The 20,531-nt window shown below is 39.3% G+C and carries 31 protein-coding genes and 2 pseudogenes; 4 read left to right on the forward strand and 29 right to left on the reverse strand.

Annotated features, from left to right (window positions below):
- Positions 1 to 2: 2 nt before the first annotated feature.
- The 29 genes and pseudogenes from F935_RS07645 to F935_RS07780 all read right to left on the reverse strand — a co-directional run bounded on the left by F935_RS07645 (position 3) and on the right by F935_RS07780 (position 18,605).
- Complete coding sequence (locus tag F935_RS07645; protein ID WP_016138388.1) at positions 3 to 446, reverse strand: phage structural protein; 444 nt, start codon at positions 444 to 446, stop codon at positions 3 to 5.
- A 10-nt stretch (positions 447 to 456) separates the two neighbouring features.
- Positions 457 to 1,580, reverse strand: a pseudogene (locus F935_RS07650) (DUF3383 family protein).
- Positions 1,577 to 2,122: a phage neck terminator protein gene (locus F935_RS07655; protein WP_016138391.1), complete on the reverse strand. Its 546-nt coding sequence runs from the start codon at positions 2,120 to 2,122 to the stop codon at positions 1,577 to 1,579. Before F935_RS07655 ends, F935_RS07650 begins: the two are co-directional and overlap by 4 nt.
- Before the next feature lie 3 nt (positions 2,123 to 2,125).
- Positions 2,126 to 2,494 (reverse strand): hypothetical protein, encoded by a 369-nt coding sequence (locus F935_RS07660; RefSeq protein WP_016138392.1) that lies wholly within the window; start codon positions 2,492 to 2,494, stop codon positions 2,126 to 2,128.
- Complete coding sequence (locus F935_RS07665) at positions 2,487 to 3,041, reverse strand: hypothetical protein (protein WP_016138393.1); 555 nt, start codon at positions 3,039 to 3,041, stop codon at positions 2,487 to 2,489. Before F935_RS07665 ends, F935_RS07660 begins: the two co-directional genes overlap by 8 nt.
- Positions 3,038 to 3,424: a DUF4054 domain-containing protein gene (locus F935_RS07670; RefSeq protein WP_016138394.1), complete on the reverse strand. Its 387-nt coding sequence runs from the start codon at positions 3,422 to 3,424 to the stop codon at positions 3,038 to 3,040. The genes F935_RS07665 and F935_RS07670 overlap by 4 nt, the downstream gene beginning before the upstream one ends.
- 3 nt (positions 3,425 to 3,427) lie before the next feature.
- Positions 3,428 to 3,838, reverse strand: a complete 411-nt coding sequence (locus tag F935_RS07675) for an STY1053 family phage-associated protein (RefSeq protein WP_016138395.1) — start codon at positions 3,836 to 3,838, stop codon at positions 3,428 to 3,430.
- 13 nt (positions 3,839 to 3,851) lie between these two features.
- Positions 3,852 to 4,876, reverse strand: a pseudogene (locus F935_RS07680) (DUF2184 domain-containing protein).
- 62 nt (positions 4,877 to 4,938) lie between these two features.
- On the reverse strand, positions 4,939 to 5,427 hold the full coding sequence (locus tag F935_RS07685; protein ID WP_016138398.1) for a structural cement protein Gp24: 489 nt from the start codon (positions 5,425 to 5,427) through the stop codon (positions 4,939 to 4,941).
- A 5-nt stretch (positions 5,428 to 5,432) separates the two neighbouring features.
- A complete protein-coding gene (locus F935_RS07690; protein WP_016138399.1) occupies positions 5,433 to 6,755 on the reverse strand; it encodes a DUF2213 domain-containing protein in 1,323 nt (440 codons plus the stop codon).
- 66 nt (positions 6,756 to 6,821) lie between these two features.
- Positions 6,822 to 7,811: a hypothetical protein gene (locus F935_RS07695; RefSeq protein WP_016138400.1), complete on the reverse strand. Its 990-nt coding sequence runs from the start codon at positions 7,809 to 7,811 to the stop codon at positions 6,822 to 6,824.
- A gap of 163 nt (positions 7,812 to 7,974) precedes the next feature.
- A complete protein-coding gene (locus tag F935_RS07700) occupies positions 7,975 to 8,520 on the reverse strand; it encodes a hypothetical protein (RefSeq protein ID WP_016138401.1) in 546 nt (181 codons plus the stop codon).
- Positions 8,521 to 8,590: 70 nt separating this feature from the next.
- Positions 8,591 to 9,181: a phage head morphogenesis protein gene (locus F935_RS07705; protein ID WP_016138402.1), complete on the reverse strand. Its 591-nt coding sequence runs from the start codon at positions 9,179 to 9,181 to the stop codon at positions 8,591 to 8,593.
- A 70-nt stretch (positions 9,182 to 9,251) separates the two neighbouring features.
- Positions 9,252 to 10,667 (reverse strand): DUF1073 domain-containing protein, encoded by a 1,416-nt coding sequence (locus F935_RS07710; RefSeq protein ID WP_016138403.1) that lies wholly within the window; start codon positions 10,665 to 10,667, stop codon positions 9,252 to 9,254.
- A gap of 11 nt (positions 10,668 to 10,678) precedes the next feature.
- Entirely contained in the window at positions 10,679 to 12,337 is a 1,659-nt protein-coding gene (locus F935_RS07715; protein ID WP_016138404.1) for a terminase large subunit, read from the reverse strand.
- Positions 12,334 to 12,843 carry a DUF2280 domain-containing protein gene (locus F935_RS07720; protein WP_016138405.1) on the reverse strand — a complete coding sequence of 170 codons (510 nt, stop codon included), beginning with the start codon at positions 12,841 to 12,843 and terminating at the stop codon, positions 12,334 to 12,336. The genes F935_RS07715 and F935_RS07720 overlap by 4 nt, the downstream gene beginning before the upstream one ends.
- 46 nt (positions 12,844 to 12,889) lie before the next feature.
- Positions 12,890 to 13,537: a putative metallopeptidase gene (locus F935_RS07725; protein WP_035366140.1), complete on the reverse strand. Its 648-nt coding sequence runs from the start codon at positions 13,535 to 13,537 to the stop codon at positions 12,890 to 12,892.
- Positions 13,538 to 13,576: 39 nt separating this feature from the next.
- On the reverse strand, positions 13,577 to 13,759 hold the full coding sequence (locus F935_RS07730) for a hypothetical protein (protein WP_016138407.1): 183 nt from the start codon (positions 13,757 to 13,759) through the stop codon (positions 13,577 to 13,579).
- Positions 13,760 to 13,870: 111 nt separating this feature from the next.
- Complete coding sequence (locus F935_RS07735) at positions 13,871 to 14,167, reverse strand: hypothetical protein (protein WP_016138408.1); 297 nt, start codon at positions 14,165 to 14,167, stop codon at positions 13,871 to 13,873.
- A 190-nt stretch (positions 14,168 to 14,357) separates the two neighbouring features.
- Positions 14,358 to 14,582, reverse strand: a complete 225-nt coding sequence (locus tag F935_RS19030) for a hypothetical protein (RefSeq protein WP_080645720.1) — start codon at positions 14,580 to 14,582, stop codon at positions 14,358 to 14,360.
- Positions 14,583 to 14,655: 73 nt separating this feature from the next.
- Positions 14,656 to 14,883 (reverse strand): hypothetical protein, encoded by a 228-nt coding sequence (locus F935_RS07740; RefSeq protein ID WP_016138409.1) that lies wholly within the window; start codon positions 14,881 to 14,883, stop codon positions 14,656 to 14,658.
- A gap of 216 nt (positions 14,884 to 15,099) precedes the next feature.
- On the reverse strand, positions 15,100 to 15,675 hold the full coding sequence (locus F935_RS07745) for a hypothetical protein (RefSeq protein ID WP_035366142.1): 576 nt from the start codon (positions 15,673 to 15,675) through the stop codon (positions 15,100 to 15,102).
- A 154-nt stretch (positions 15,676 to 15,829) separates the two neighbouring features.
- The gene (locus tag F935_RS07750) at positions 15,830 to 16,348 is read right to left on the reverse strand and encodes a hypothetical protein (protein WP_171068107.1); all 519 of its coding nucleotides are present in this window, start codon (positions 16,346 to 16,348) and stop codon (positions 15,830 to 15,832) included.
- A complete protein-coding gene (locus tag F935_RS07755) occupies positions 16,345 to 16,743 on the reverse strand; it encodes a DUF559 domain-containing protein (protein WP_016138412.1) in 399 nt (132 codons plus the stop codon). Before F935_RS07755 ends, F935_RS07750 begins: the two co-directional genes overlap by 4 nt.
- Positions 16,740 to 16,853: a putative phage replication protein gene (locus F935_RS18730; protein WP_016138413.1), complete on the reverse strand. Its 114-nt coding sequence runs from the start codon at positions 16,851 to 16,853 to the stop codon at positions 16,740 to 16,742. Before F935_RS18730 ends, F935_RS07755 begins: the two co-directional genes overlap by 4 nt.
- Positions 16,850 to 17,812, reverse strand: a complete 963-nt coding sequence (locus F935_RS07765; protein WP_016138414.1) for a helix-turn-helix domain-containing protein — start codon at positions 17,810 to 17,812, stop codon at positions 16,850 to 16,852. The genes F935_RS18730 and F935_RS07765 overlap by 4 nt, the downstream gene beginning before the upstream one ends.
- Positions 17,809 to 18,096 carry a hypothetical protein gene (locus tag F935_RS07770; protein WP_016138415.1) on the reverse strand — a complete coding sequence of 96 codons (288 nt, stop codon included), beginning with the start codon at positions 18,094 to 18,096 and terminating at the stop codon, positions 17,809 to 17,811. The genes F935_RS07765 and F935_RS07770 overlap by 4 nt, the downstream gene beginning before the upstream one ends.
- Before the next feature lie 49 nt (positions 18,097 to 18,145).
- Positions 18,146 to 18,409, reverse strand: coding sequence for a hypothetical protein (locus F935_RS07775; RefSeq protein ID WP_016138416.1), 264 nt, complete (start codon positions 18,407 to 18,409; stop codon positions 18,146 to 18,148).
- A 10-nt stretch (positions 18,410 to 18,419) separates the two neighbouring features.
- Positions 18,420 to 18,605, reverse strand: a complete 186-nt coding sequence (locus F935_RS07780) for a Cro/CI family transcriptional regulator (protein ID WP_016138417.1) — start codon at positions 18,603 to 18,605, stop codon at positions 18,420 to 18,422.
- A 75-nt stretch (positions 18,606 to 18,680) separates the two neighbouring features.
- Between F935_RS07780 and F935_RS07785 the strand changes: the two genes are divergently transcribed.
- The 4 genes from F935_RS07785 (at position 18,681) to F935_RS07800 (ending at position 20,529) form a co-directional block, all read left to right on the forward strand.
- On the forward strand, positions 18,681 to 19,358 hold the full coding sequence (locus tag F935_RS07785) for a LexA family protein (RefSeq protein ID WP_016138418.1): 678 nt from the start codon (positions 18,681 to 18,683) through the stop codon (positions 19,356 to 19,358).
- Between the two features lie 84 nt (positions 19,359 to 19,442).
- The gene (locus tag F935_RS07790; protein WP_016138419.1) at positions 19,443 to 19,745 is read left to right on the forward strand and encodes a hypothetical protein; all 303 of its coding nucleotides are present in this window, start codon (positions 19,443 to 19,445) and stop codon (positions 19,743 to 19,745) included.
- Between the two features lie 269 nt (positions 19,746 to 20,014).
- A complete protein-coding gene (locus F935_RS07795; RefSeq protein WP_016138420.1) occupies positions 20,015 to 20,203 on the forward strand; it encodes a hypothetical protein in 189 nt (62 codons plus the stop codon).
- A 2-nt stretch (positions 20,204 to 20,205) separates the two neighbouring features.
- The gene (locus F935_RS07800) at positions 20,206 to 20,529 is read left to right on the forward strand and encodes a hypothetical protein (RefSeq protein ID WP_016138421.1); all 324 of its coding nucleotides are present in this window, start codon (positions 20,206 to 20,208) and stop codon (positions 20,527 to 20,529) included.
- The last annotated feature ends 2 nt before the right edge of the window (positions 20,530 to 20,531 follow it).

Genomic DNA, 20,531 nt, shown 5'->3' on the forward strand with positions numbered 1-20,531 from the left:
CCTTATTGATATGTGCCTAACTTCATATCGACTTTGATTGAGTCGAATACCCACTCCAGCATGCTGCCATCTTTAGCATTGGCTAAATCGGGAACCTTTTTAAATGCGCATTTGGTGGCTGTAGCATTATCACCTGCAGTGGAATTATTCATCGTGATAGTGTTTTTCCCCCATTTACGCGTATCTGCTTTTTGCAAGTTATAGAGGTTCATTAACTTAGCATTCGTTGGAGATGTCTTTAAAAGTCGAACAGTGACTTGGCCAGAATTGTCAGCATGCAATGAATGCATTCCTTCACCGTCTGCACCTATGGTCATGGTGTTTTTATCGCCAGCCATACCAAAGGTAATACCTTCTTCAGCTACCCCAGCCCCATAACCTACATCGATAACCGCATCGTCACTCGTTAAAGTGCAATGGACATCCATAAAAGAATATGTACTCACGTATTACTCCTTAACGATTTACAGCTACAAGAACATCAGCAAAGTGTGTTGCACCTGCTAATTTGCTTGCGATTTGGAAAACTGGCGCTTTTCGTCCTTCACGCTCAGATTGAGGTTGATCATCAAGGCTATTTGCAAAAACATAGAATGCTTTGCTCAGGTAATCACCCGTTGATAGAACACCAAAGCTATCACCATTCCATTGACCAGGACCAAGCAAGCCATTGGTAACACCTTGCTGACATGCTCGCTCCAGTACTGCACATTGACGATTAACACCGGCACCTGTTTGCGGGATCTTAGTTGTATTGGTGTAGTAGAGATTAAATAAAGCTGTCTCTAAATGGTTTTGGTACCAATCCAGACCATGGATCTCATCAATGAATGAGCCATCTGTCATGACACCTTCTTGAAAAATGGCCGTGTCATTGTTATATCCAGCGAATACATTGCAATTTTTAGCAGCTAATGCTTTAGCTTCATCAGTATCGAGATCTTCGGCAGCAATACCCGGAAGCTGTTTAAACTTCAAAGTAATCGTTGTATTGGTACCCAAGAAATTCACTGTGAAGGCGCGACCAAATACAGACACTGCTGCATAAGGGTTATCACTTGAAAAGACTGTGAACGTACGTCGATATTTCTTAGCTTTTAGCTTGTATGGAATATCGGTAGTGCTCGTTGCGCTTAAACAATTTTCATCTTGCGATGTATAACCGAATAAGCGTGAAGGATCAGCCGCTTCAATCAATGCTGCAACGTCTAAAACTTCTTGTTCTGTTAAGTTTACAGTAATAGCTAGACCGTACCACTTAAGCGATTTAAGGCATGTTTGAACGACTTGCTGAATTGTTTTTCAGCATCTGCACCGTCTTTATGCCAGTAGCCGATATACAACGTACGTGGCTTAGGTGATTGACTGAAATAAACTAATGCAGCTTTATACTCTGGATCATCTACGCCGTAATTCTCACCAACTTCGGAAATGCTTGAATATGGGCGCATGCGCTCAATAACATCAATAACACCGCTGGTTGTTCCGAGAATTAAAAGAGAACCAAATGAGCGCGGTCCCGCCGCCAATGCAGCAAGACTAATGCTGACATTTACGACATTAGAAACGGGCAATGTCATGTATTACTCCTGGTAAATTTTATAGTTCCAGCATCTACAAAAGACTTAACAGCAAAAGTGCGTAATGTTTTCCGCTTAAAGACAGCGGTCAAGTCATATCGATGTACATACTGATTATTGAGAAAGTCAGGCGCGGTGATAATTTCACCCGCTTTGATAAATTTGATTTTTTGCACTTTGAGCTGCGCAATGTTTTGCGGAATGCCTAGACCATCCTTTAGAACGTTTGCAATTGATTGGCCATGGTCGCCATAGAACGATAAAAATAGCGTCAATTCTTCATGTCGAATTGAATCCATTGTTTCGTCTTTTTGGTCGAAGTATGGCCCATCATCAGGAATTATTGACTTTACGGCGAAGGCGCACCAATCCTCACCAACGGCGGGAAATGGTAGAGGTTCAGTCTGAAAACGTGGCCGAACCATATCACCGGGTAATGATGTAATCCCAATAATGAAATTTTGAAAAATGTCATCAAGTTCTTGGTCATAAGCAGATCCGCCACTAGGGGTGATAAATCCCCCTGTAGCAGAGTCACCCATGATTTACCCCAGTGGTTTAAGTTCGCAAATAGCTTTTATAAAACCTTGACCATAATGCAAATTATCTAGAACTTGAGAAACAATATAGGTTTGACCCTTCCAGATAATCTCATCAGCTTTGGTTTTTGCATCACCTGAAGTCAAGGCAAACTGTGTGTGAATATTGATTGCACCTTTGATCAAGGTACCATCAGCACGGCGATCCATCTTGAGGCCGCTATTTGTAGTAACGACACCAGAAAAAGGAGTGGTTGTAGTCGTTCCTTGTGCCCGTCCATTATTTCCAACAATGACCGAAGTGCGATTACAAATAATGCCCAACTCCATAAAGTCTGGATCTAGTAAAACGTCTGAAACATCAAGATTAGCCACGTTTCACCTCCTTATCCTTTTTCATAATGATGTAAGTAACAGACTTTCTAAGCTCTCCAGTATCAATCAATGGCCGAACTAGACCAGCTTCGGCAGGTCCCGATTCAAGCTGTTTAAGATACTGCTTTGCACCTTTGCGGCCTCGCCGTGCTCGAGCACGAATTGTGGCCAAGGATAAAGGTACAAATTCACCATTTACGAAATAGGCTCGAACTGAATTCATAGCAATCATCCCAGCGGACTCAAGCAATTTCATCATTATTTGACTATTGCCGTCTAAAGCAGCATCAGCCGCTTTAACTAGCTTATCGCTCACCTCATCCTGAACTTGCTCAACACCTGGCACAAGGGTTGCTCGCGCGGGCATGTTCATAGCTGGTGAGCCGTTCTCATGGAGATAGCCGAGCTGTGCATTGGTTAGACCATCAGTATCGGTACGAGCTTCACCATGAGGAATTCCAACCAATACATCCATTTGAGAAAGGTCAGCGAAAGCTTGAAAGATATCAGCTAGACCCTTACCACTTGATTTGACACCGCTGCTCATAGTTGAATGCCTCCAGCGCCAGCCATTAGCAAGAACTGATAAAACTGAACTCCCCATGTGGTCTGGTTCCAGTGGCCAGCATCAGCGATTAGTACGCCTGAAACATCCATTGATTTAGCAACGCCGTCAACTGACTTAGATGTTTCATTCCCCACTATCTTTCCAGCATCACCACCAATGCTTGCAGCACCCATCGCACGCTTATAAAGCGTGAGATAGTGAGCAATAAAAAGCGTTAAACCGTAGTCTAGCGTATCCCCCCAACGTTCCTCACGAAGTAACTTTTTCCCAAGGTTTAAGTAGAAATTAAATTGAAATGATGGATATTGCGTTGTATCAGCAAAAGCCTGCATTTCTTCACGAAAAGAGGATTCACTGATCATTGGTTAGGTTTCCTTTGGCGGTTCTTTTGCTTTAGCTGGTTCTTTTGCCTTTACTTCAGCAGCTTGCGTCTGAAGGGCTTTATCTAACTGGATTTTCAAGTTGGCGATTTCGGTATCACGCTCTTTAATAGTCCCTTCAAGTTGTCCGATTTTCTTTGCGGCTTCATCGGACTGCGTTTGAAGAATGCTTAATTCTTCATTTGCTATTTCTAGTTGCTTTTGCAGCTCACTTGTCTGGATATCATTATTAGAAATCTCTTGGCAGTGAGCCTTAACAAACCAGTTTTTGGCGACCTCTTCATCTACGTGTTGCAAACCCACGGGTAATTTCAAAGACTTTGGTTGCCCGTGTTCATCGACACCAAGATTTACAGTTAGCGGACGAGAAAGAAGAATTTGTACTTTTTTGCTCATGTCTTAATTCCTCTTATAGACCGTCGGCATAAAACGCTGTTTCTGGATACACCCATTCGACTGCACCTAGGCGGCCGTAATATGTAGTTAATTGGCGTAAATCACGGTATTCAACTGGCGTACGTTGAAGAGGAACCATTGGGAAGCGAACACGGTTTTCATTTTGCGTGTAACACATCATCCGGTCAGTACCAGCAGTACCTCGACCAGTACACCATTTAGAAGGTTGAATATCTAAAAGCTTACCGTTTTTGGCGTTGGAAATACAATTGACCTTGATATATTCAAGAATAGAGATATTCCCTGCATCAGATACTTTGCGAGTCACGATTGAATAAACTGTTCTGGCGGCAACAAAAGCTTAGATGGGCAAACTGCGAACGCTGAAGCCATCCATGCGTTATATAAGATCATGTTTACATCAGCTAAGATTTCATCAGCTGTTGCAAGTTTCCAGCTCTTATTAACGTTAGTTGCTCCAACTTTGTCAGAGTTCAAGAGACCTTGAACCCCAATTACATCATCACCGATATAGACTTGCTCATCGGTATCCATATTGTGTTTAAGAATCAAACCACTGTGTTTTAAAGCATCAACTGGACGACCAACTTGGCGAGCAGATTCTAACTCTGGAATGGTCCAGCCAATCTGGTTAGCCCATAGAGTTAAAGGCTGTGCTGTTTTGCCAATATCTAGCGCGATACCTTGGATTGCATCTGCATTTTTACCTACCCAAGATTTACCTTGTGGAGAAGCTCCCCCAGCAGCAGCAAATGTGGCGTTTGAGAAACTCGAAATTTCATCGGCAATTGAAACATCTGAACGAAGATCGATATCACGTGACCAAGTTACATCAGCTAATGGCTCATGCATTGTTTGGTCTAAACGCTCTAATTCACCGACTAAGAAGACACCCGTACTATCTACGGTCTGCGAGTCAAAAGTCATCATATGGTCACGTGTGCGAGCCCGTACAGGCGTTGCTGTCCCCATTGCTACAGCTTGTGCAATAGTACTTGCTACTAATAGCTTGCTCATATTGTCTTTTCTCCAAACACAAAAAAACCACCTAATCGGTGGCTGTGCTATTCAATAATTTTTTAAATGTTAAAAGAGATTTCTACATTGCCTTGTGCATCAGCATCATGCATAAAAAATGCATTTGGTAAGATAATGCTGTTTGCTCCATCTGCTGCTGCTTCAATACCACCAACTGGCTTAGCTGCCGTACCAGCAGCAATACGTACATAAACCGTTCCTGCTTTCTTAGCCGTTCCCGCATTACATTTCACGGTCATATAGCCACGGCGTAAAACGTCTTGAACGCCGTTTGGTTGAGGCGTTGCTTTACCAAGTTCGTTTTGAGATGTTTGTGTTGGATATGCACGAACAAGTAAGCCATAAACGCTTGCTGCTGTATCTGCTCCCGCTAAAAGTACAAATTTACCTGTAGTAGCATCAATTTTCCCAAATAAACCAAATGTTGTGAATTGAGCCCCTACTGGATGGGATTCAATTGTGGATTGGCTTTTACGAGAGACATCACCGGGAATGCCACTCGGCATACGATATAAAAATGCATTAGACATAATTCTTATCCTTGTTTGTTCCAGAAATCACGGTTTCGTTGGTTAATTTCAGCAGGCGTTGGAGCAGCACGGCCAAAATCACGTGTAGAAATACCAGAACGCACACCTTTGGTATTGTTCTGCTGTTTGATGAGTTCAGATGCCCCAACAAATGCAGCATCAATTGTGTGCGTTGGCAATTTATCAAAGTCAGGATTTGGACCAACGAAAGGCGCAATAGCCTTTTGACCGTCTTGGGTTGAATATGCTGCTTTAAGTACTGAGCGTTTAGTATTTAAAACAGCTTTTCCATTGTTAGCACTATCGAAGGTAGGCATGCGATAACCCGGAGAAAGAATTTCTGCACGAGAAATAACTTCTCTTAATGAGTCACCCGTATATGTTTGAACACCAGAATTAGAAAGTTTTTCAGCCCCTTCAGGATCAGTTAAATCACCGTCATCCTTTGTCTTATTTTCCGGATCGTCGTCATCATCTTCGGTTTTCTTTTCAGGATTATCAGAATCTTTGGTCTTTTTCTTTTCCAAAGCAGTCATGCGTTTATCCATAGTCTTCATGAATTTACGCATTTCAGCCTGAAAAGCTGAGTCACCAGTTTTCACTTTTTCTTCTGGTTCATCGTCATCTTCTGTTTTGTCATCATCATCCGAATCAACAGTTTTGTCTGCTTCTTCGAGAGCTTGGTCAACAGTACGTTTTACTCCAAGCAAATTTTGATACCAAGGTTCTTTCTTTTGTGTCTTTTTAGCAGACATAAAACTATCTCCTATTGAGCAGCGGGAACCGCAACGCCCTTTTTCAACCAATGCAATATGGTTTACCCGAATATTGCTCTGTAACCCTTTGCCTTTGCTGGTTTCTGTATAATCAGCATCGTAGCCTAGAGAAATTTCTACTTTCCCATCCAAAACTTTTTGGATAGTTTCTTTATCTGTGACCAATATGTCGGCCATAAGATAATCAGAATCGGCACCCTCACCACGGCGAACATCTTTAACAAAACCTTTAGATAATTCTTTCCAGTTATCTGGTGTTACCCAATCACTTGGATGATCATCTGTAACAGGTTTACCTTCTGCACTAGCAATGGTAATTGGATGGAATAAAACATCCTCACCGCGATATATGATGATCAAGCCAGTATTGTCAGCAGTGACGGGAACTTCACCGTCCGCATACATCAATGTGCCAATGCGAGCAATCGGCACATCGCGACAAAGTAAATAACCCTCTGGAGTTATTTCACGTGTACGACCCAATTGACCTGTTGTATATATCTCGGACCGATCAACCGTTTTTTGGTCTTTAGTCTTTTTGCTTTTAAACATGATTCACCTTTTTTCAGGCATTAAAAAACCACCCGAAGGTGGTTGTGTTTATTTCATATAAATACATTACTGATCAGCAATTTCAGAAATCGCAGCACAATAACTTTTGTTTTTTAATTTTCCGTCTTTAGCTTCTTGGAACATGGTTTCAGTTGATGTTACGAATTTTACTACTCCATCACCAACTACTGTTGTGGTCGTTACTGATGCAGCAACCAATCCTACACAGACTCCAGCTTTAGTCCAGAGCACCAAATTATTCATAAGGTCCTTACGAACTAATTCTCTTAAATGCTTATCCTTATTTAAAGCCGCTTTAATTGCTGCTCCAGGCTTTTCTAAACTACCTCTTTCTTCAAGAGTAGCTAAAATATCATCCCAATTTTCGATGAAATATTCAGTTGCTGAAGGTCCTAGTCTATTTAAATCAATAATAAGATCTGTATCTCTTTTAGCATCCTCATACATAACAATATAAGGTCCACGTATTTTGAAATTTCCATATACCCTTTTAACTATACTTTTATTTTCATGTTTTCCTTTAAATAATCTTGTTAACTCTATCGTCGCCTCATCAAAATTATATAAATCCATTAAATATTCACAGTTATTTTCTTTAGAAGATAATTTTTTCTTTTGAACCAACCAGTATGTAACAAACTCATCTTCTTTATTAATAGATGGTGATAATAGAACTAATCTTTCACAAATTTTAATCGATTTTTTATTTGTGTACCATTTACCTGTTAATAGAATAGCTGCCGCAGGAAAATACTTAATATCATCCAAAGAGTGCACATAATCTCTTGTAAGTAATTTCCCTTTATAGGTTTCATTTGGTAGCGCTTGAGCTTCACTACTCGGACTTTCTTTTAAAACTTCAGTTCTAACAACTGTATTTTCACCAGCTTTTGAAATCTGATTAGAATATTCTGTTGGACTACTTGGCAACGGAGGAGGCGCTGCTTCTTTATGACTGCATGATCTTAAAATCCATAAAAACACCAATCCTATAATTACAAACCATATTACAAATTTTATTTTTAATTTGCTCATGATATTTCCCCACAGTTTTTATTCTTTTAATACACTCCTTTAAAATAAGATCGTCAAATTAAATCCGATTAGCATTAAGACTTTTTTCTTATGATTTAGAATAACTTAAATATTAAATTGCATTGTTAATTTAAACCACCTGATGGAAATTGAGCTTTTATAATTATTTCAGTGAAACTTGCCTAAATTCTGCCAATTTATTTAAAAGATTGTCTCTTTCATTGGCACTTTCAGTGTAATAATTTTTAATGACAATATTGAGTTCTTCAAGGTTCTGGCATTTCCGGACCTTTTTAATCCAATCATTAGTAATTTTCTTAAATCCAAGAATGTCGAATCTCAAGGATGGAGAATAATGAATACCATACCTTTCCAACGTAAATAAGCAAAAGCCATATTTGTCTTCGAACTCGACCTGTTTATCTTGAATTCTTACCAGAATATCTTTGTAGTTATCCATTTCATCATCAGTCAAATCTCTTATAAATTCTATTTGCTTCATTTCGATCATTTGCTTCATAACATTACCTTGATAATGATATAGAGCTATAATATTGATTTCATTTTCAATCAATTTTTCACGATGCAAAGCATAAGTTTGCTGAACCTTCCATGTTTTCCACATTCTCCATGCAAAAAAAAGTGCGATAACAGTAGCAATTGAAGAAATTATTGAAAAAAAACCAGCAATAAAATTTAAAGTTTCCATGGATAAGATCAAGTATTACTCTTTTTATATACTGTTGCTAATGTAACCTAATATTAGAAAGTTTTTAAACTTAAAAATCATCTGGAATTACTGGCTCTGGATAACAACGGCAGTTTGGTAAGCATCCAGCATGGCCTTTTAAATTGTCCAAAGTTGATGGCTTATCCCAATAGACAAACTTTCCATTCATCTCTTTGTGGCTTGGTCTAACATCGCCGTCTTCACTAGTTCGCCAGGTATAACCCTCTGAACCTAAATTCTCGGCTCTTGCTTGAGTGAATACGCATGATGCTCGGCTTACCTCAGTACGTGCAATGGTGTTTGCTCTGGATCTAGTTACACGGCCGGTAGCCATAATTAATCCAGCAATCTCACTAGATCTACCCCCTTCTATCAAGGACCTAGTAGAAAGGTCATGGATTCGCTGAGCAGCATCTAAGGGCAATGACTTAATAAGCCTTACCTGATCATTTAAGAGTTCTTGGTAAACACCACCTACATCAGTTTTTCTGATCTGATCACGTACGCCACGTGAAAGGTCATTCGCATAGATGAGCCAAGTTTTCTCATCCCTTAATGCAACGTCTGTAATGATTCGACCAGCTGCATTCTGTGCCCAATGGTGGAGAGTATTGGCATACTCATTTAAAGAGGCCGCCATTAAAGGATATGTGCGAGGATCATTTACATCAAAGCCCTTAACGATAGTATCGACATAGCCAGCAATCTTTCTAAGCTGCTGGCTGTACCGTATCTCGGTCTTTCTCGCTAGGTTCGGTGTTATCCGATTTATTTGTTTCTGCATCATCTACACCTTCACCCGGTGGTGGTGGATCCTCACCATCGGCTTCTTTGATTTCCTCATCAGTGATGTGAGAGAAAACACCCGTAACTTCACTTGATTGGCGCAATTCTTTTAACGCCGTTGAGCGTTTAATGAGTCCACCCTCTTCAGCGGAAATCACTGCTTCTGTTACACCTTTAGCAACATTTGCCTTCTTCTCATCATCCAATTGCCATAAAGAAGCGAATTTAAAACTAAATGAATTAGGTAAAGGCTTACAAAGTACCGACATATGCAGCACAGCGTAAAGGATCTGCAAAGGTGTCCGTAATCGGCCTTCTTGTTGCTGGTTGATATTGTCGTAATAGTTGGCTAAATCAGACTCACCTGTTGCATTTAAACCCGCTGGTGACTGACCAAATAAACGTACAAGCGGAATGCCAGTTGCACCCGAAATCTGTTGCCCAAATTGCAGCAAAATGTTATCTAAACCAGAAAAGTTGTACTGATGTGCTTCATAGGTATCATCAGCATCCATTAGCGTTAAGCCTTCATTAGACTGCCACTGTCGGATCATATTGACCTGCTTAACGAGAGCTTCATAAAGTTGACCACCAGCGGCGATAAGACTACGTAATCCTTTAACTTTATAAGTCCGTAGATGAGCTTTATAGACCAACTGGCCAGCACCTAAAGTAGCACTATCAAAAATCGTTAGCCGATCCTCCAATCGCTCAACAACTGATTGCCCCCAAAGGTTTTCAGTAATTGATTGGTTGTATGGTAGCTCAACGCCATCCATACGGATGACGCGCGAATAGTGGACTTTTTGATTACACAAGCCAACTGAATCAGTAATCACATCGTAATAGCGTGGAGTGCCATAATCAGGCCCTAACTCTGTGACCAAATCTTGTAATGTTGGCTGAACCATCCATCGATCAAGAACCAATAAACCCTTAAACTGATCTTTGCCAATAGTGTTGAGATTTAAAGGCGTTGATACGTTTTGACCATCGATCATCATGACAGCAATGGCACCACCATATAGACGTGACCACTTAATTGTTTTATTAAGTCGCCCCCATACTTGTAAGCGATCCATCTCCTGATCTATCTTTTCCGATTCTTTTGGATCTGACAGGCCATTCAATTTGACGCCTTTACGTGTCATATCATCAGCAACAACATCAACGACTTGGCCAACAACCCAAGATGAACGATACATCGCTTCAAGCTTTAATCGGTCACGACTTAAAAAATTAAAGCCATAAACAGACTGATCATGCTGGTTTCCAGTACCCAACCCAACGCGAGCGGCAAAGTTCTGGAATGAATCTTTTGTAAATTTAATAAGGCCCATAACTTTCTCTTTTAAAGCTTGCCCCAAACGTTGAGCTCAGCAATTTGCGGGTTAAAACAAATCATGACGCTATCCGCCCGGTTAGGTGAGGCAGTACCATCAGGCTGTTTATTAACTAGGATTTTTCCAACGCCATTTTTTGTATAGGTTGGTTGTGATAGCTCAGTAGTGAGCAATGCCAATTCCTTAGCATCGATATCTTCAGTTGATAGTGAAATGATCATGTCTGGATCATAATCACGCCCTTCGAGTGCTCTAAAAGTTTCCTGAAAGCGTAAACGTAATGACCACCAAGACTGTGCTTTAAGATTTGCAAAAAAGTCTTTGTTTAAACGCTTCTCGACCATTTCACCGTCTGGATCGTGAACTGAACCAGATCCGCGGAATGACTCGACATTAACCTCAGACAAACCTGACTCACGGCGTCTCTCATTAATTACGCGAGCATCACCACGGCACCCAGCACCAAGACCATCGGCATCGTAGAACAAGGTGCCTATGTTTTCCTCTATGCAAATATCCATAACTTTTTGAGTGGTTCCAAAAATGTCATCACCTTTACCAGACCATGTGGCCAAGTAATTCATGACAACGCCGTGACGACCAGTAAATGAGTTTTTATCCTTACCTTCATCGGCTACGTCTAGGCCGCCAATACGATCACCTGTTGGCTCAATTTGAAGTATCTTGTGTGCATCAAGCGAAGCCTGAACCCAAGCTGAAGGAATTAAGACACCCTCAACTGAAGCTGCATAGTTAATATCAACTTCTTGGGCAAGGACGACATCGTCAAGTGTGGCCAACTGCTTTTCATACCACGGGTAAATAACTTTGCTGTTGTATGTAACAGTCCAGTTCTTATCCGGATTAGCTCGCCAAGGCATAGTAAAAACAGAATAGCGGCCACTAAAACGATCTTGGTGAAATCTGTCACCGATACCGTTAGGCGTGGATCCTTTGATATGCACATTGGTGTTTTGGGAAATAGCAGCATCAACAGCTTCTTGACGTTCAACGAATGCCCACTCATCAAGAAAGTACATAGTAGTACGACCACCACGGCCGATGTTGTCACCCGCTTCACCTGTGATAGTTGCGCCGTTATCTGGGTTAATGATTCGCATGTAGTTATCATGCACTTTCTCGACAAAGCCCTTAGGCTTCATCCAGTCAGGCATTTTGCTGAACATATCGCGAAATTTATGGAGTAGTGTTTTAGGGTCGCCTTTCTTATCGACTAACTCCTCTTTACGACTGCCAACACCACCTGCAAAGCCTTCAACGAATAACCAACGATGCAGATAAAAGCCAAGCACAACGTAGCTCATCCCTTCATCACGTGACTTCTCAATTAATCCGTGTGTCTGAGTGTTTTCACGCTCAAGCAACCAATTTACAAGCTCAACCTGCTTAGGACGCAAAACAAAAGGAGTATTTGCAGGCAATCCAAATGACATACCACGCGGATCGTATGTCCAGATCCAATGATTGAACCAATGAATAGGATCCTTCCTGCACTTTTCTAATTCAGCTTCTTTGCTCTTTTCGTTCTGCTCAATTACAGCTTTGTAGTAATAGCGCCGTGTCATCTCAGCGATAACATCAGGCAAGCGTACGTTAATAGTCCACTCTTTAATTAAAGGGGCTATTTCATCTAGTGCGTATGTCATAGCTTTCCATTAATTGCTAATCGGGATAACTCTTGCGGTGTGAGTTTTTCTAGCTCTTCAGGTGTATATGCTGGTTGAGGTGGCTTTTCTGTATTTTCCGTTTTAACTGGTCCACCACCAGCCCCTGTTATTTCCTTACGATTGGTATATAGACCGCCGACTTCTTTTGCTGCCTGCTCCATTAAGCTAGGCACTAATACGGGGTTATCTTTGAATTGTTCATGATCGATGAATCGTTGTAGACGCTTGAGGCGGTAGGCAATATTAGCGATTGGGATAGCGCTAAGGTTGTCATTCATTTCCTTGCGGACTTTGTAGAATTCAGTTTTAAATTCTTCGCTTAAGTCCTGCCCAGTTTTCTTTGTTGGGTCGTATGCTTCACATTGCTGTTTGGTTACGCTGATACCAAATTCTTCTTGGACACCCTTCGCTGTTTCAGAGGGTGTCTCATAAGTAGCAAGTGATCGTACTATATAGAGTTTTACCCGTTTATTAAGCCTTGCCATTTATCTCTATCCGTCCAAGTACGTCCAAGTAGAGTGGCAAAAAAATTTAAACCACCTTTAAGTAACAAGTGCCGCATGTGTAATGGACATCTGCACGTGACAGCTCTGGTCTTGTATTTGCTGCCTCAACCATTCTTTTGACATCTTCACTTGCTCCATATCGACGTACAACGCCTGTAAACTCTTCAACATCATGTCCTTGAATTGCTAACTTAGGCATGCCCGTTTCTCTGTTAAATGAAGGTGTTCCCCACTGATCTTTCTTATGTGCAATGTGGTAAAGCTCATGTTCAACCAAAGCGCAAAAATTCACATCACTAGCTATACGTGAATATGAGGCATCAAAAGTAATTAAGTATTCAGGTATATAATTGAACCATTGGATGTATTGCTCTTCTTGTCGTTCTTTCTTCCAGCCACCAGCATTGATCATTATTTTTTCAGTAGTGCCAATAACCTGACGACCTTGTTTTTTAAAACCAGATCTAGCCCACATCACAGCAATATCGGGATATCGAAAGGACCGTAGGTACATATGATCAGGATTAAATAATTTTGATTTTGGATCTAGAAATACCTTGCCTATCCATTCCCACATTTCTGGTGCTGGTGTAAAGTTTGGACTACCCATTTCAAAAAGCCATTCGGGAGGCATTGGACGAATTGGTACATGAAAGTCGATTTCATTTTTCATAAATTTCACCCATTAAAAAACCCTCCGAAGAGGGCTTTATCATTCTGCCGCTGATGTAATCTTTTCTATGAATGCTTTCAATTCATCTATTGATTGAAATTTAAACTCTCTGCTTTCCCCGTTGTCAAAGTGAACAAATACTTTGTTTGATGCTTCAGAGATTGCCAATATGGAAGTAACTTTTTTAGCATTAAAGTAAAAATTATTGTGTTTAATAAACATTATTATTCCTTTTTTAGGATTAAAAAAAACAATATATCTTAGTTATTTAACTTTACCAACATATAATCAATAATATAAAAAATAATCTTAAGTAGCTAAATTCATCTCATTTTACTTCCTAAAAACACAGTTAAAATATTTATTAAATTTTCTCAACGCTATATTTTGATCTAAATAATCACACACAAAGTACTCCCGAATGTAATACTTCTTGTTAAAAATAATAGTTGCCTTTGTTTTTCGATATTGTATTTCAATTAGTTCTGTTGATTTCTTTGGACTTACCATTTTTTCCCAATTTTTTAAAATATCTAGAACAGCAAAATCAAGAGCATTAAAAGAATCACCAGAAACTTGGACTAATTCACCATCATTTGGTCCACCCACAACTTCTGTAAAAATACGCATATTTCCCACAACTCTTAAAAAGATTTAATTATAAGTAATTTAAGATAATTTAATATCTTTTTGAAAATAAAAAGCCCCGCCAATAATCGATATTTAGCGAGGCTCTTTTGCGCCGTAATACGTCCGGCAAATTAAAAACAACATTCAAAAAACCCACCAGTTGGCGGGTTGACTACTTCAAAAAATTTAATCAAGCAAGATATTTGTATTTTTCAGCTAAATGCTTGCCGGCAATTTCGGTTGTTTCCATATATGATAATTCTGCACAAAGCCAAAATCTATATGTATTTTCTCCAACAATATAACTCTGGCGGTTGTATGTAGACTGCTTGCTAGAATCTATTTCGCTGGCTTCAAAATATGTACCTTCTCGGTTATTTACAACTTCACCGTCTAAATCACCACCAACATATATTCATTTTATTAACCAGAATTTATTCAAACTGGACTATAGCACAAAAGAAAACCTCCCAATGGAGGCTTTTAGATTACTTTCTCAAACCAATCTCTAATTCTTCAAGAGCTTGATTAGTTATGTTCATCTTCGGTTTCCGAGAAGTTATTTCCAAAAATTCAGGTGAAAAATCTTTAACAACCTTTTCCCCTTGTTCAGTCATACCTTCACATGTCGCCCATTGCTTAGAAACTTTAATAATCTTAAAGTTAAATTGATAATTAGCATGCTTAACCACATCACCTGCACTTAACACTGACATATCTAAACCTCATCAACAATCAAAAAATGAAGTTTGATAATGCGGCCTGTAGGTTGGAAAAGCAATATTAAAAATTAATATAAGTTATTGTATTCTCAATAGTTAATTATATTTAATCTTCCGACACTTTCTGCATTCATTCTAATCATAAGTACAAAATTTATATTCCCCCAAAAAAAAAGCCCCACCAATAATCAATATTTAGCAAGAAGATAGTTAAGAGTAATTTTTCTTCCTAAATTTCTTCATTTTACGTAGACACTCAATTTTTTTGTTTTGAATCTCATTGGTAATATTTTTTGCAATCTTATTAAGTTCCTCAGGTTCATTACATTTTAAAACCTGACCTTTAATTTTTTTAATATATTCTTCGTGTGAGATTGGATCATAGTCAACCTCAACCTTTATATCCATTAATTCCAATCTCAACTTTAAAGCTTGATATTCATTATTTAAGTCAAAAAACTTTTTATCATCATTCTTTGCTAACTCAACCTGTTTCTTACTATCTTCTAGAATTTGCATATTAATAGGATTATTTTCTTTAAGTTGTTGCATCTGGAGTGTGTTTATACGCAAGAGAACCCCCCTTGAGAATCTATGAAATGCATTCGCATAGATTTCAGAAATTAAATGTTCAATATCAAGCAACATTTTTCGTTCGTCTGAGAATCCCTGTTGTTTCTTCCATGTCCACCAAGCCCATAGGGCTATAAAAAAAGCACAAATAGTTGCGATGTTGGAAAAAAATGAAATCCAATTTATTATTCCAACTGGCCACTCAATACTCAAAAAAAAAATTTGAAATTATTTAACGTATAAAGAAAAAAGCTCAATATAGAATCCTAATTAATAAAACAAAACCCCGCTTATGCGAGGTTTTAATATGGCAATAAATATATAAATCGCCAAGATATCACGAATATGCCACACCCCGTATTTACAGTCAAGAAGATTGATTTTCAACTACTACTGTTTTTATAAATTTATCAAATTGAAAATGCGGATAACGTGATTTGATAAATGCCAAACCGCATTTAATGTCCTGTTGGATCTGTGATCCATATGTATTATTACTTTTTGCTATATCACGAATCGCCTCGCCCATTACATAGTGCCACCAGATTGCCCCAATCCATTCCTGAAGAACCTCATCATCTATAGATTGAAGATCGATAATCAATCTATGTATTGCTCGTGCTTCATTATCATTTAACTGGCAGCAAGTACCCTTACGGCGAGTAGATAAGCGATCTTTTAAAGTTTCATCACTCATGTACATAGCCATTAATTTTTCACGTTGTTTTTGAGTGATGCGTTTTGTTGGCATCGTCTTAACTATTTTGACCATCGTTTCGGTATCGCCGTTTAGCCATGCACCAAGCTGGCGACACCACTCTTCAAAACTATATTTAGACCAATCGACCGCTTGTAAAATGTGTTGTACTGGCATATTCATTTTCATCCCACCAATTGCTCAATTTGTTTAATCGCCACGCCTGCTTTAACTTGCTCTGTACTGAACCGTAAAACTGTAAACCCCATCATTGCTGCTTCGTTGTACTTTTCCATGTCTCCTAGATAACCTTTACCCCTCGTATGGCGGCCTCCACTCCAGATCCCGCCTTCCACCTCTACCAATATTTTTGTTCCCATAATTAAAAAATCCGCCCGCCACTTACGTTTTGGATGGAATTTATATTCCTGTACAAAGCTGATCTTGTGTGTTTTCAAGTGCTGTACAAGCGTTGCCTCGCCTTCACTCACAACTCGTTCTTTTTTTACTGAAGCACGGCGCTTAGGTTTGGTCCGTGGTTTTGCATAAAGACGCTTGTAATCAGCGAGGCTTATTGAACTCATTCCTCAATCGCCTCCTTTCTAGCTTTCCACCACAAAACAACTGCACCGGAGATAACAGCTGTAAAAAATGAAATGAGTAAACCCCAAGCTAGAATCTCGAATTTATTCATGCCGCCTCTCTTTTGCCCTTAGGCTTAAATCCAACTTGAATGAGGTAAGGCATCAATTTTTGCTGTTGTTCAAGATCTGTAAGTTTTACTGCGATACGTGCCGCAAGTTGTTCATAGCTTTCATTGCCCTCTGCATACTTACTCGCAAATTCAGGAAGTACAGAAAGTTTTTGAGCGAATGAATTAATCTGTTTAGAACTGAGTGTGTTTGATTCCCCCTGCGGGACTCGAACCTGTGTACCAACGTTATGATTCTTTGATTGTTCACGTGCTTGGTATTTACCACATGCGTTGATTAACCAATCTGCAAAGTGGTAATTCATAAGTTCAACACAAAGATTCTTCTCGGCGTTGTAGAGTTCAAATGCTCGTAACTCTCGATCGAACCAAGTTGCGTTTTTAATCTGCTCGTAAGTTTCCTGATCAGTTGCCAAAAGAATTTCTTCTCCAAGTTTTTTCAAACTCAACCATGTTTTTTTAATTTTAGATTCTATTGATAGATTCTTTGAAAGATTCCGTGTCCCAACGTTGGGACTGTTTAACGGAATTGTTGGGACTCTTTCATGGAATTGTTGGAACTGTTCCGTTGTTGGAACTGTTCCATTGTTGGGACTGTTTATTTCGTCATTTTCAGTATCAAAGTGTACCGTTGTTGGTACTGTTTCTCGGCCCTTAACTCCGATCAAAAGATATACTTTTACCTGTTTAGTTCTACCTTCACGTTTGCCAGTATCGATAATAAATCCGTCCTCAATTAACTCATCAATAATTTTCAAAACTGTCTTACGGTCCATCTCAGTGTCTTCTACCAGACGAGCAATACTTGGATAGCATTCATGTGTTTCACCAGCTCGATCTGCTAGCGAAAGAAGGACTAATTTTTTAAGTGGTTTTAATGCACCACCTACCTTTTGTTTTTGACGGGTTTTCCAAGCCCAAACTGTTGCGTCTAAGCTCATTTATCCCCCTCTTCATTCACCTGAATGAACGTGCTACCTAGGTAACGAATCCGTTTAGCCCGATATAAACTTGAGATGATTTGCCCAGCATTAAAAATTGGCATTCGGTGCTGCTCTGAAAGTGCTTCCATAAACTCATCACGTTTTACCGCTGCATTTTTTTCATCGCGTTTTTGTTTTCGCAAATTTTGTTTACGTACTTCAAGCAAGCCTTCTAAAGTTTTAAGAGCCGGATCAAACCAGCTCTGGATTATTTGCTGTTGATTTGATAAATTAGTTTGCATATTCGATTCCTCTTGCAAGTAATTGAATTGAGAAGCCTGATCTAGACCATCAGGCTTTTTTAATTTCTAGGATTTGAGATTCAGGATTCACCCCAACCTGCCCAAGTATTCCCAAACTCTCCCTTTTCTTCCTATTTTTATTAGCTCTTTCAAGCATTAAGCTAACTTCGTGGTAGTCACCCATGATTGCTTTTTCTAAAAGGACAATTGCTTGATGTGCATAATCATTCCCTCTAACGTCTGCAATAAGACGCAATCGCTCCATCATGTCTGGGAGCATCTTCAAACGAAGATCTTCTTTTTCAAGACTCATTTTTACGTCCTTATTCAGCAACAACTTTGTTTTTTAGTGGTTCTTTGCCCTGAGCTAAATCGCGAATTTGATATTCGCGGGCTAATGGGATTTTTCCATCGGGCCATTGATAAACTGCTGAAGGCTCAATACCTAACATTCCAGCCAACTCAACACCGTTAACCCCAAGCAACTTGAAAGCTTCTTGTTTAGTCATAATTATTCCAAAAAGTAAGATTTCTTAGTATTTAATCAAAGAAAACTTATAAATGCAATATGTAAGATAACTTATATGAATACAGATACTATTGGTCAGCGCATACGTGCGCTTAGACGAGCTAAAAAATTAACCCAAGTGCAGTTAGCAAAGATTGCAGGAGTCAGTTCGCCTGCTGTCACGGAGTGGGAAAAAGATAGCTATTTACCTAAAGCAGGTTCATTAGAGGCAATGGCCAATGCCTTTGGTGTGACTACTGAATATATCTTAAGTGGTAAAGGTGAAACTTCGACTCAGGACTCTACAAATGTGGCCCCCGTACAAGCTAAGATGGCTCCAGTGCTCTCGTGGGTTCAAGCAGGACTTTTTACGAATGTACAATCTGTGGACCTAACCCAAGTTGAAGAGTGGCTTCCCCTTCCTGAAGAATGTACAAATTGTTTTTATCTGAAAGTTCAAGGTGTTAGTAATCAACCTGACTTTTTGGAGGGAGATTACATTCTTGTTGATCCAGATGTTTACTACAGTGATATGCAATCTGGCGATATGGTTGTGGTACGAAGATTTGAAGATGCAACTTTTAAAAAACTTGTTATAGAAACAGATGGTTCTCGCTTTCTACAAGCTCTAAATCCTAAATTTGAACCAAATATAATTCCTTTGGATGAGCATTGTCATTTTGTAGGCCAAGTAGTTGACTGCATGCGATATACATACAGAGCAAAAAGAAGGTCTAGACCCAAACATTCTTAAAACTGTGAATCCGAAGCAACTTACTGATCTTCTCGCCAATTTTAGCGAGCTGAGTAATTAAAATTCCTAAAAAAAGAGAACATAATGATCGCAACACTTAATAAATCAAAAACGGCACTAACGATCAACCGTCAAGAATTTAAATTGGCATTAGGAAAAATTGGTGCAGGAATTGATAAACAAATAACTTCTCTTAAAAAAGCCAAGCAGAGCTATGACGCTGCTGAAATGGCACGCGAGGTCATCAACGAGGCGAATATCTTTGAAGCTATTGTTGAGGGCTTTAACGAAGCAGAAGAAACCAATCTGAAGTTAACAGATATAACCAATCTTCAGGCAGCACAAGAATGGATAGATGATTTTTTAGAAAAATATTCTGATGAATAAACAGCCTAAATCAATTTTTTGTAAGCTGGAAAATAAAACCGTGAACCAACACGAGTAGGAAGTTCCTTAATAAACTCCTTCTAACCCACCACTACGGTGGGTTTTCTTTTGTTTATTTAATCACAGGAAATAAGTTATCTTAAAAATAAATTAAGAAATCTTACATTACTGCTTGACTCAAAACTAAGTTTTCTTATATTTATCTCACAGACAACAAAAAGCCCCGGAACTTTGGACGGCAACGGGGCTTTGCAAACTGCGAGATAAGTATGAAACAAAACCCTATTCCTAGTCAAACGACTGCACGCTTATATCAACACCCTACTGTTGAAGAACAGCGCCCTTCTCGTTTAGCAACTATCAAAGCTAATTCAATCGACTTTCTAAAGTTTATTGTCATTTCTGTATTCCTTTGGATAGTCATCTCATCTTTTATCACTTGGATGTTTGGTGGCTAATCATGACTACTTTCAAAAAACACCCGGATGGATACAAGTCTTATTTAGGCCGTGACAATACAGGTATTTACTCAGTGCGTATTGGTTGGATTATTTACGCATCTAATGCTAACGGCACAGTGCTTTACAAAGTAAAGGATGAAGTAAAAACGCCATTAGATGTAGCAAAGTTCCAAAAGGAATATCCAAAAGTTTGGGAAGACCTTACCCAAGAGATCAGCTTTCAACGCAAAAAGAAATTAGCTATCGATTTGGGTAACTCACACATCTCATCAATTGAACGCAAAGCTTATAAATCTAAGCGCGGCTTTACTGGCTCAAGATAAGG

Origin of the sequence: Acinetobacter calcoaceticus ANC 3811 (assembly GCF_000399665.1) — a bacterium.
Taxonomy (GTDB): domain Bacteria; phylum Pseudomonadota; class Gammaproteobacteria; order Pseudomonadales; family Moraxellaceae; genus Acinetobacter; species Acinetobacter calcoaceticus_B.

Excerpts from the sequence above, each read along its gene's own strand:
- F935_RS07655 (WP_016138391.1), bottom strand. The coding sequence starts at position 2,122 with ATGGGTGACTCTGCTACAGGGGGATTTATCACCCCTAGTGGCGGATCT.
- F935_RS07665 (WP_016138393.1), bottom strand. The coding sequence starts at position 3,041 with ATGAGCAGCGGTGTCAAATCAAGTGGTAAGGGTCTAGCTGATATCTTT.
- F935_RS07670 (WP_016138394.1), bottom strand. The coding sequence starts at position 3,424 with ATGATCAGTGAATCCTCTTTTCGTGAAGAAATGCAGGCTTTTGCTGAT.
- F935_RS07675 (WP_016138395.1), bottom strand. The coding sequence starts at position 3,838 with ATGAGCAAAAAAGTACAAATTCTTCTTTCTCGTCCGCTAACTGTAAAT.
- F935_RS07685 (WP_016138398.1), bottom strand. The coding sequence starts at position 5,427 with ATGTCTAATGCATTTTTATATCGTATGCCGAGTGGCATTCCCGGTGAT.
- F935_RS07690 (WP_016138399.1), bottom strand. The coding sequence starts at position 6,755 with ATGTTTAAAAGCAAAAAGACTAAAGACCAAAAAACGGTTGATCGGTCC.
- F935_RS07695 (WP_016138400.1), bottom strand. The coding sequence starts at position 7,811 with ATGAGCAAATTAAAAATAAAATTTGTAATATGGTTTGTAATTATAGGA.
- F935_RS07700 (WP_016138401.1), bottom strand. The coding sequence starts at position 8,520 with ATGGAAACTTTAAATTTTATTGCTGGTTTTTTTTCAATAATTTCTTCA.
- F935_RS07705 (WP_016138402.1), bottom strand. The coding sequence starts at position 9,181 with ATGGCGGCCTCTTTAAATGAGTATGCCAATACTCTCCACCATTGGGCA.
- F935_RS07710 (WP_016138403.1), bottom strand. The coding sequence starts at position 10,667 with ATGGGCCTTATTAAATTTACAAAAGATTCATTCCAGAACTTTGCCGCT.
- F935_RS07715 (WP_016138404.1), bottom strand. The coding sequence starts at position 12,337 with ATGACATACGCACTAGATGAAATAGCCCCTTTAATTAAAGAGTGGACT.
- F935_RS07720 (WP_016138405.1), bottom strand. The coding sequence starts at position 12,843 with ATGGCAAGGCTTAATAAACGGGTAAAACTCTATATAGTACGATCACTT.
- F935_RS07725 (WP_035366140.1), bottom strand. The coding sequence starts at position 13,537 with ATGAAAAATGAAATCGACTTTCATGTACCAATTCGTCCAATGCCTCCC.
- F935_RS07730 (WP_016138407.1), bottom strand. The coding sequence starts at position 13,759 with ATGTTTATTAAACACAATAATTTTTACTTTAATGCTAAAAAAGTTACT.
- F935_RS07735 (WP_016138408.1), bottom strand. The coding sequence starts at position 14,167 with ATGCGTATTTTTACAGAAGTTGTGGGTGGACCAAATGATGGTGAATTA.
- F935_RS07740 (WP_016138409.1), bottom strand. The coding sequence starts at position 14,883 with ATGTCAGTGTTAAGTGCAGGTGATGTGGTTAAGCATGCTAATTATCAA.
- F935_RS07750 (WP_171068107.1), bottom strand. The coding sequence starts at position 16,348 with ATGAAAATGAATATGCCAGTACAACACATTTTACAAGCGGTCGATTGG.
- F935_RS07755 (WP_016138412.1), bottom strand. The coding sequence starts at position 16,743 with ATGAGTTCAATAAGCCTCGCTGATTACAAGCGTCTTTATGCAAAACCA.
- F935_RS18730 (WP_016138413.1), bottom strand. The coding sequence starts at position 16,853 with ATGAATAAATTCGAGATTCTAGCTTGGGGTTTACTCATTTCATTTTTT.
- F935_RS07765 (WP_016138414.1), bottom strand. The coding sequence starts at position 17,812 with ATGAGCTTAGACGCAACAGTTTGGGCTTGGAAAACCCGTCAAAAACAA.
- F935_RS07770 (WP_016138415.1), bottom strand. The coding sequence starts at position 18,096 with ATGCAAACTAATTTATCAAATCAACAGCAAATAATCCAGAGCTGGTTT.
- F935_RS07775 (WP_016138416.1), bottom strand. The coding sequence starts at position 18,409 with ATGAGTCTTGAAAAAGAAGATCTTCGTTTGAAGATGCTCCCAGACATG.
- F935_RS07780 (WP_016138417.1), bottom strand. The coding sequence starts at position 18,605 with ATGACTAAACAAGAAGCTTTCAAGTTGCTTGGGGTTAACGGTGTTGAG.
- F935_RS07785 (WP_016138418.1), top strand. The coding sequence starts at position 18,681 with ATGAATACAGATACTATTGGTCAGCGCATACGTGCGCTTAGACGAGCT.
- F935_RS07790 (WP_016138419.1), top strand. The coding sequence starts at position 19,443 with ATGATCGCAACACTTAATAAATCAAAAACGGCACTAACGATCAACCGT.
- F935_RS07795 (WP_016138420.1), top strand. The coding sequence starts at position 20,015 with ATGAAACAAAACCCTATTCCTAGTCAAACGACTGCACGCTTATATCAA.
- F935_RS07800 (WP_016138421.1), top strand. The coding sequence starts at position 20,206 with ATGACTACTTTCAAAAAACACCCGGATGGATACAAGTCTTATTTAGGC.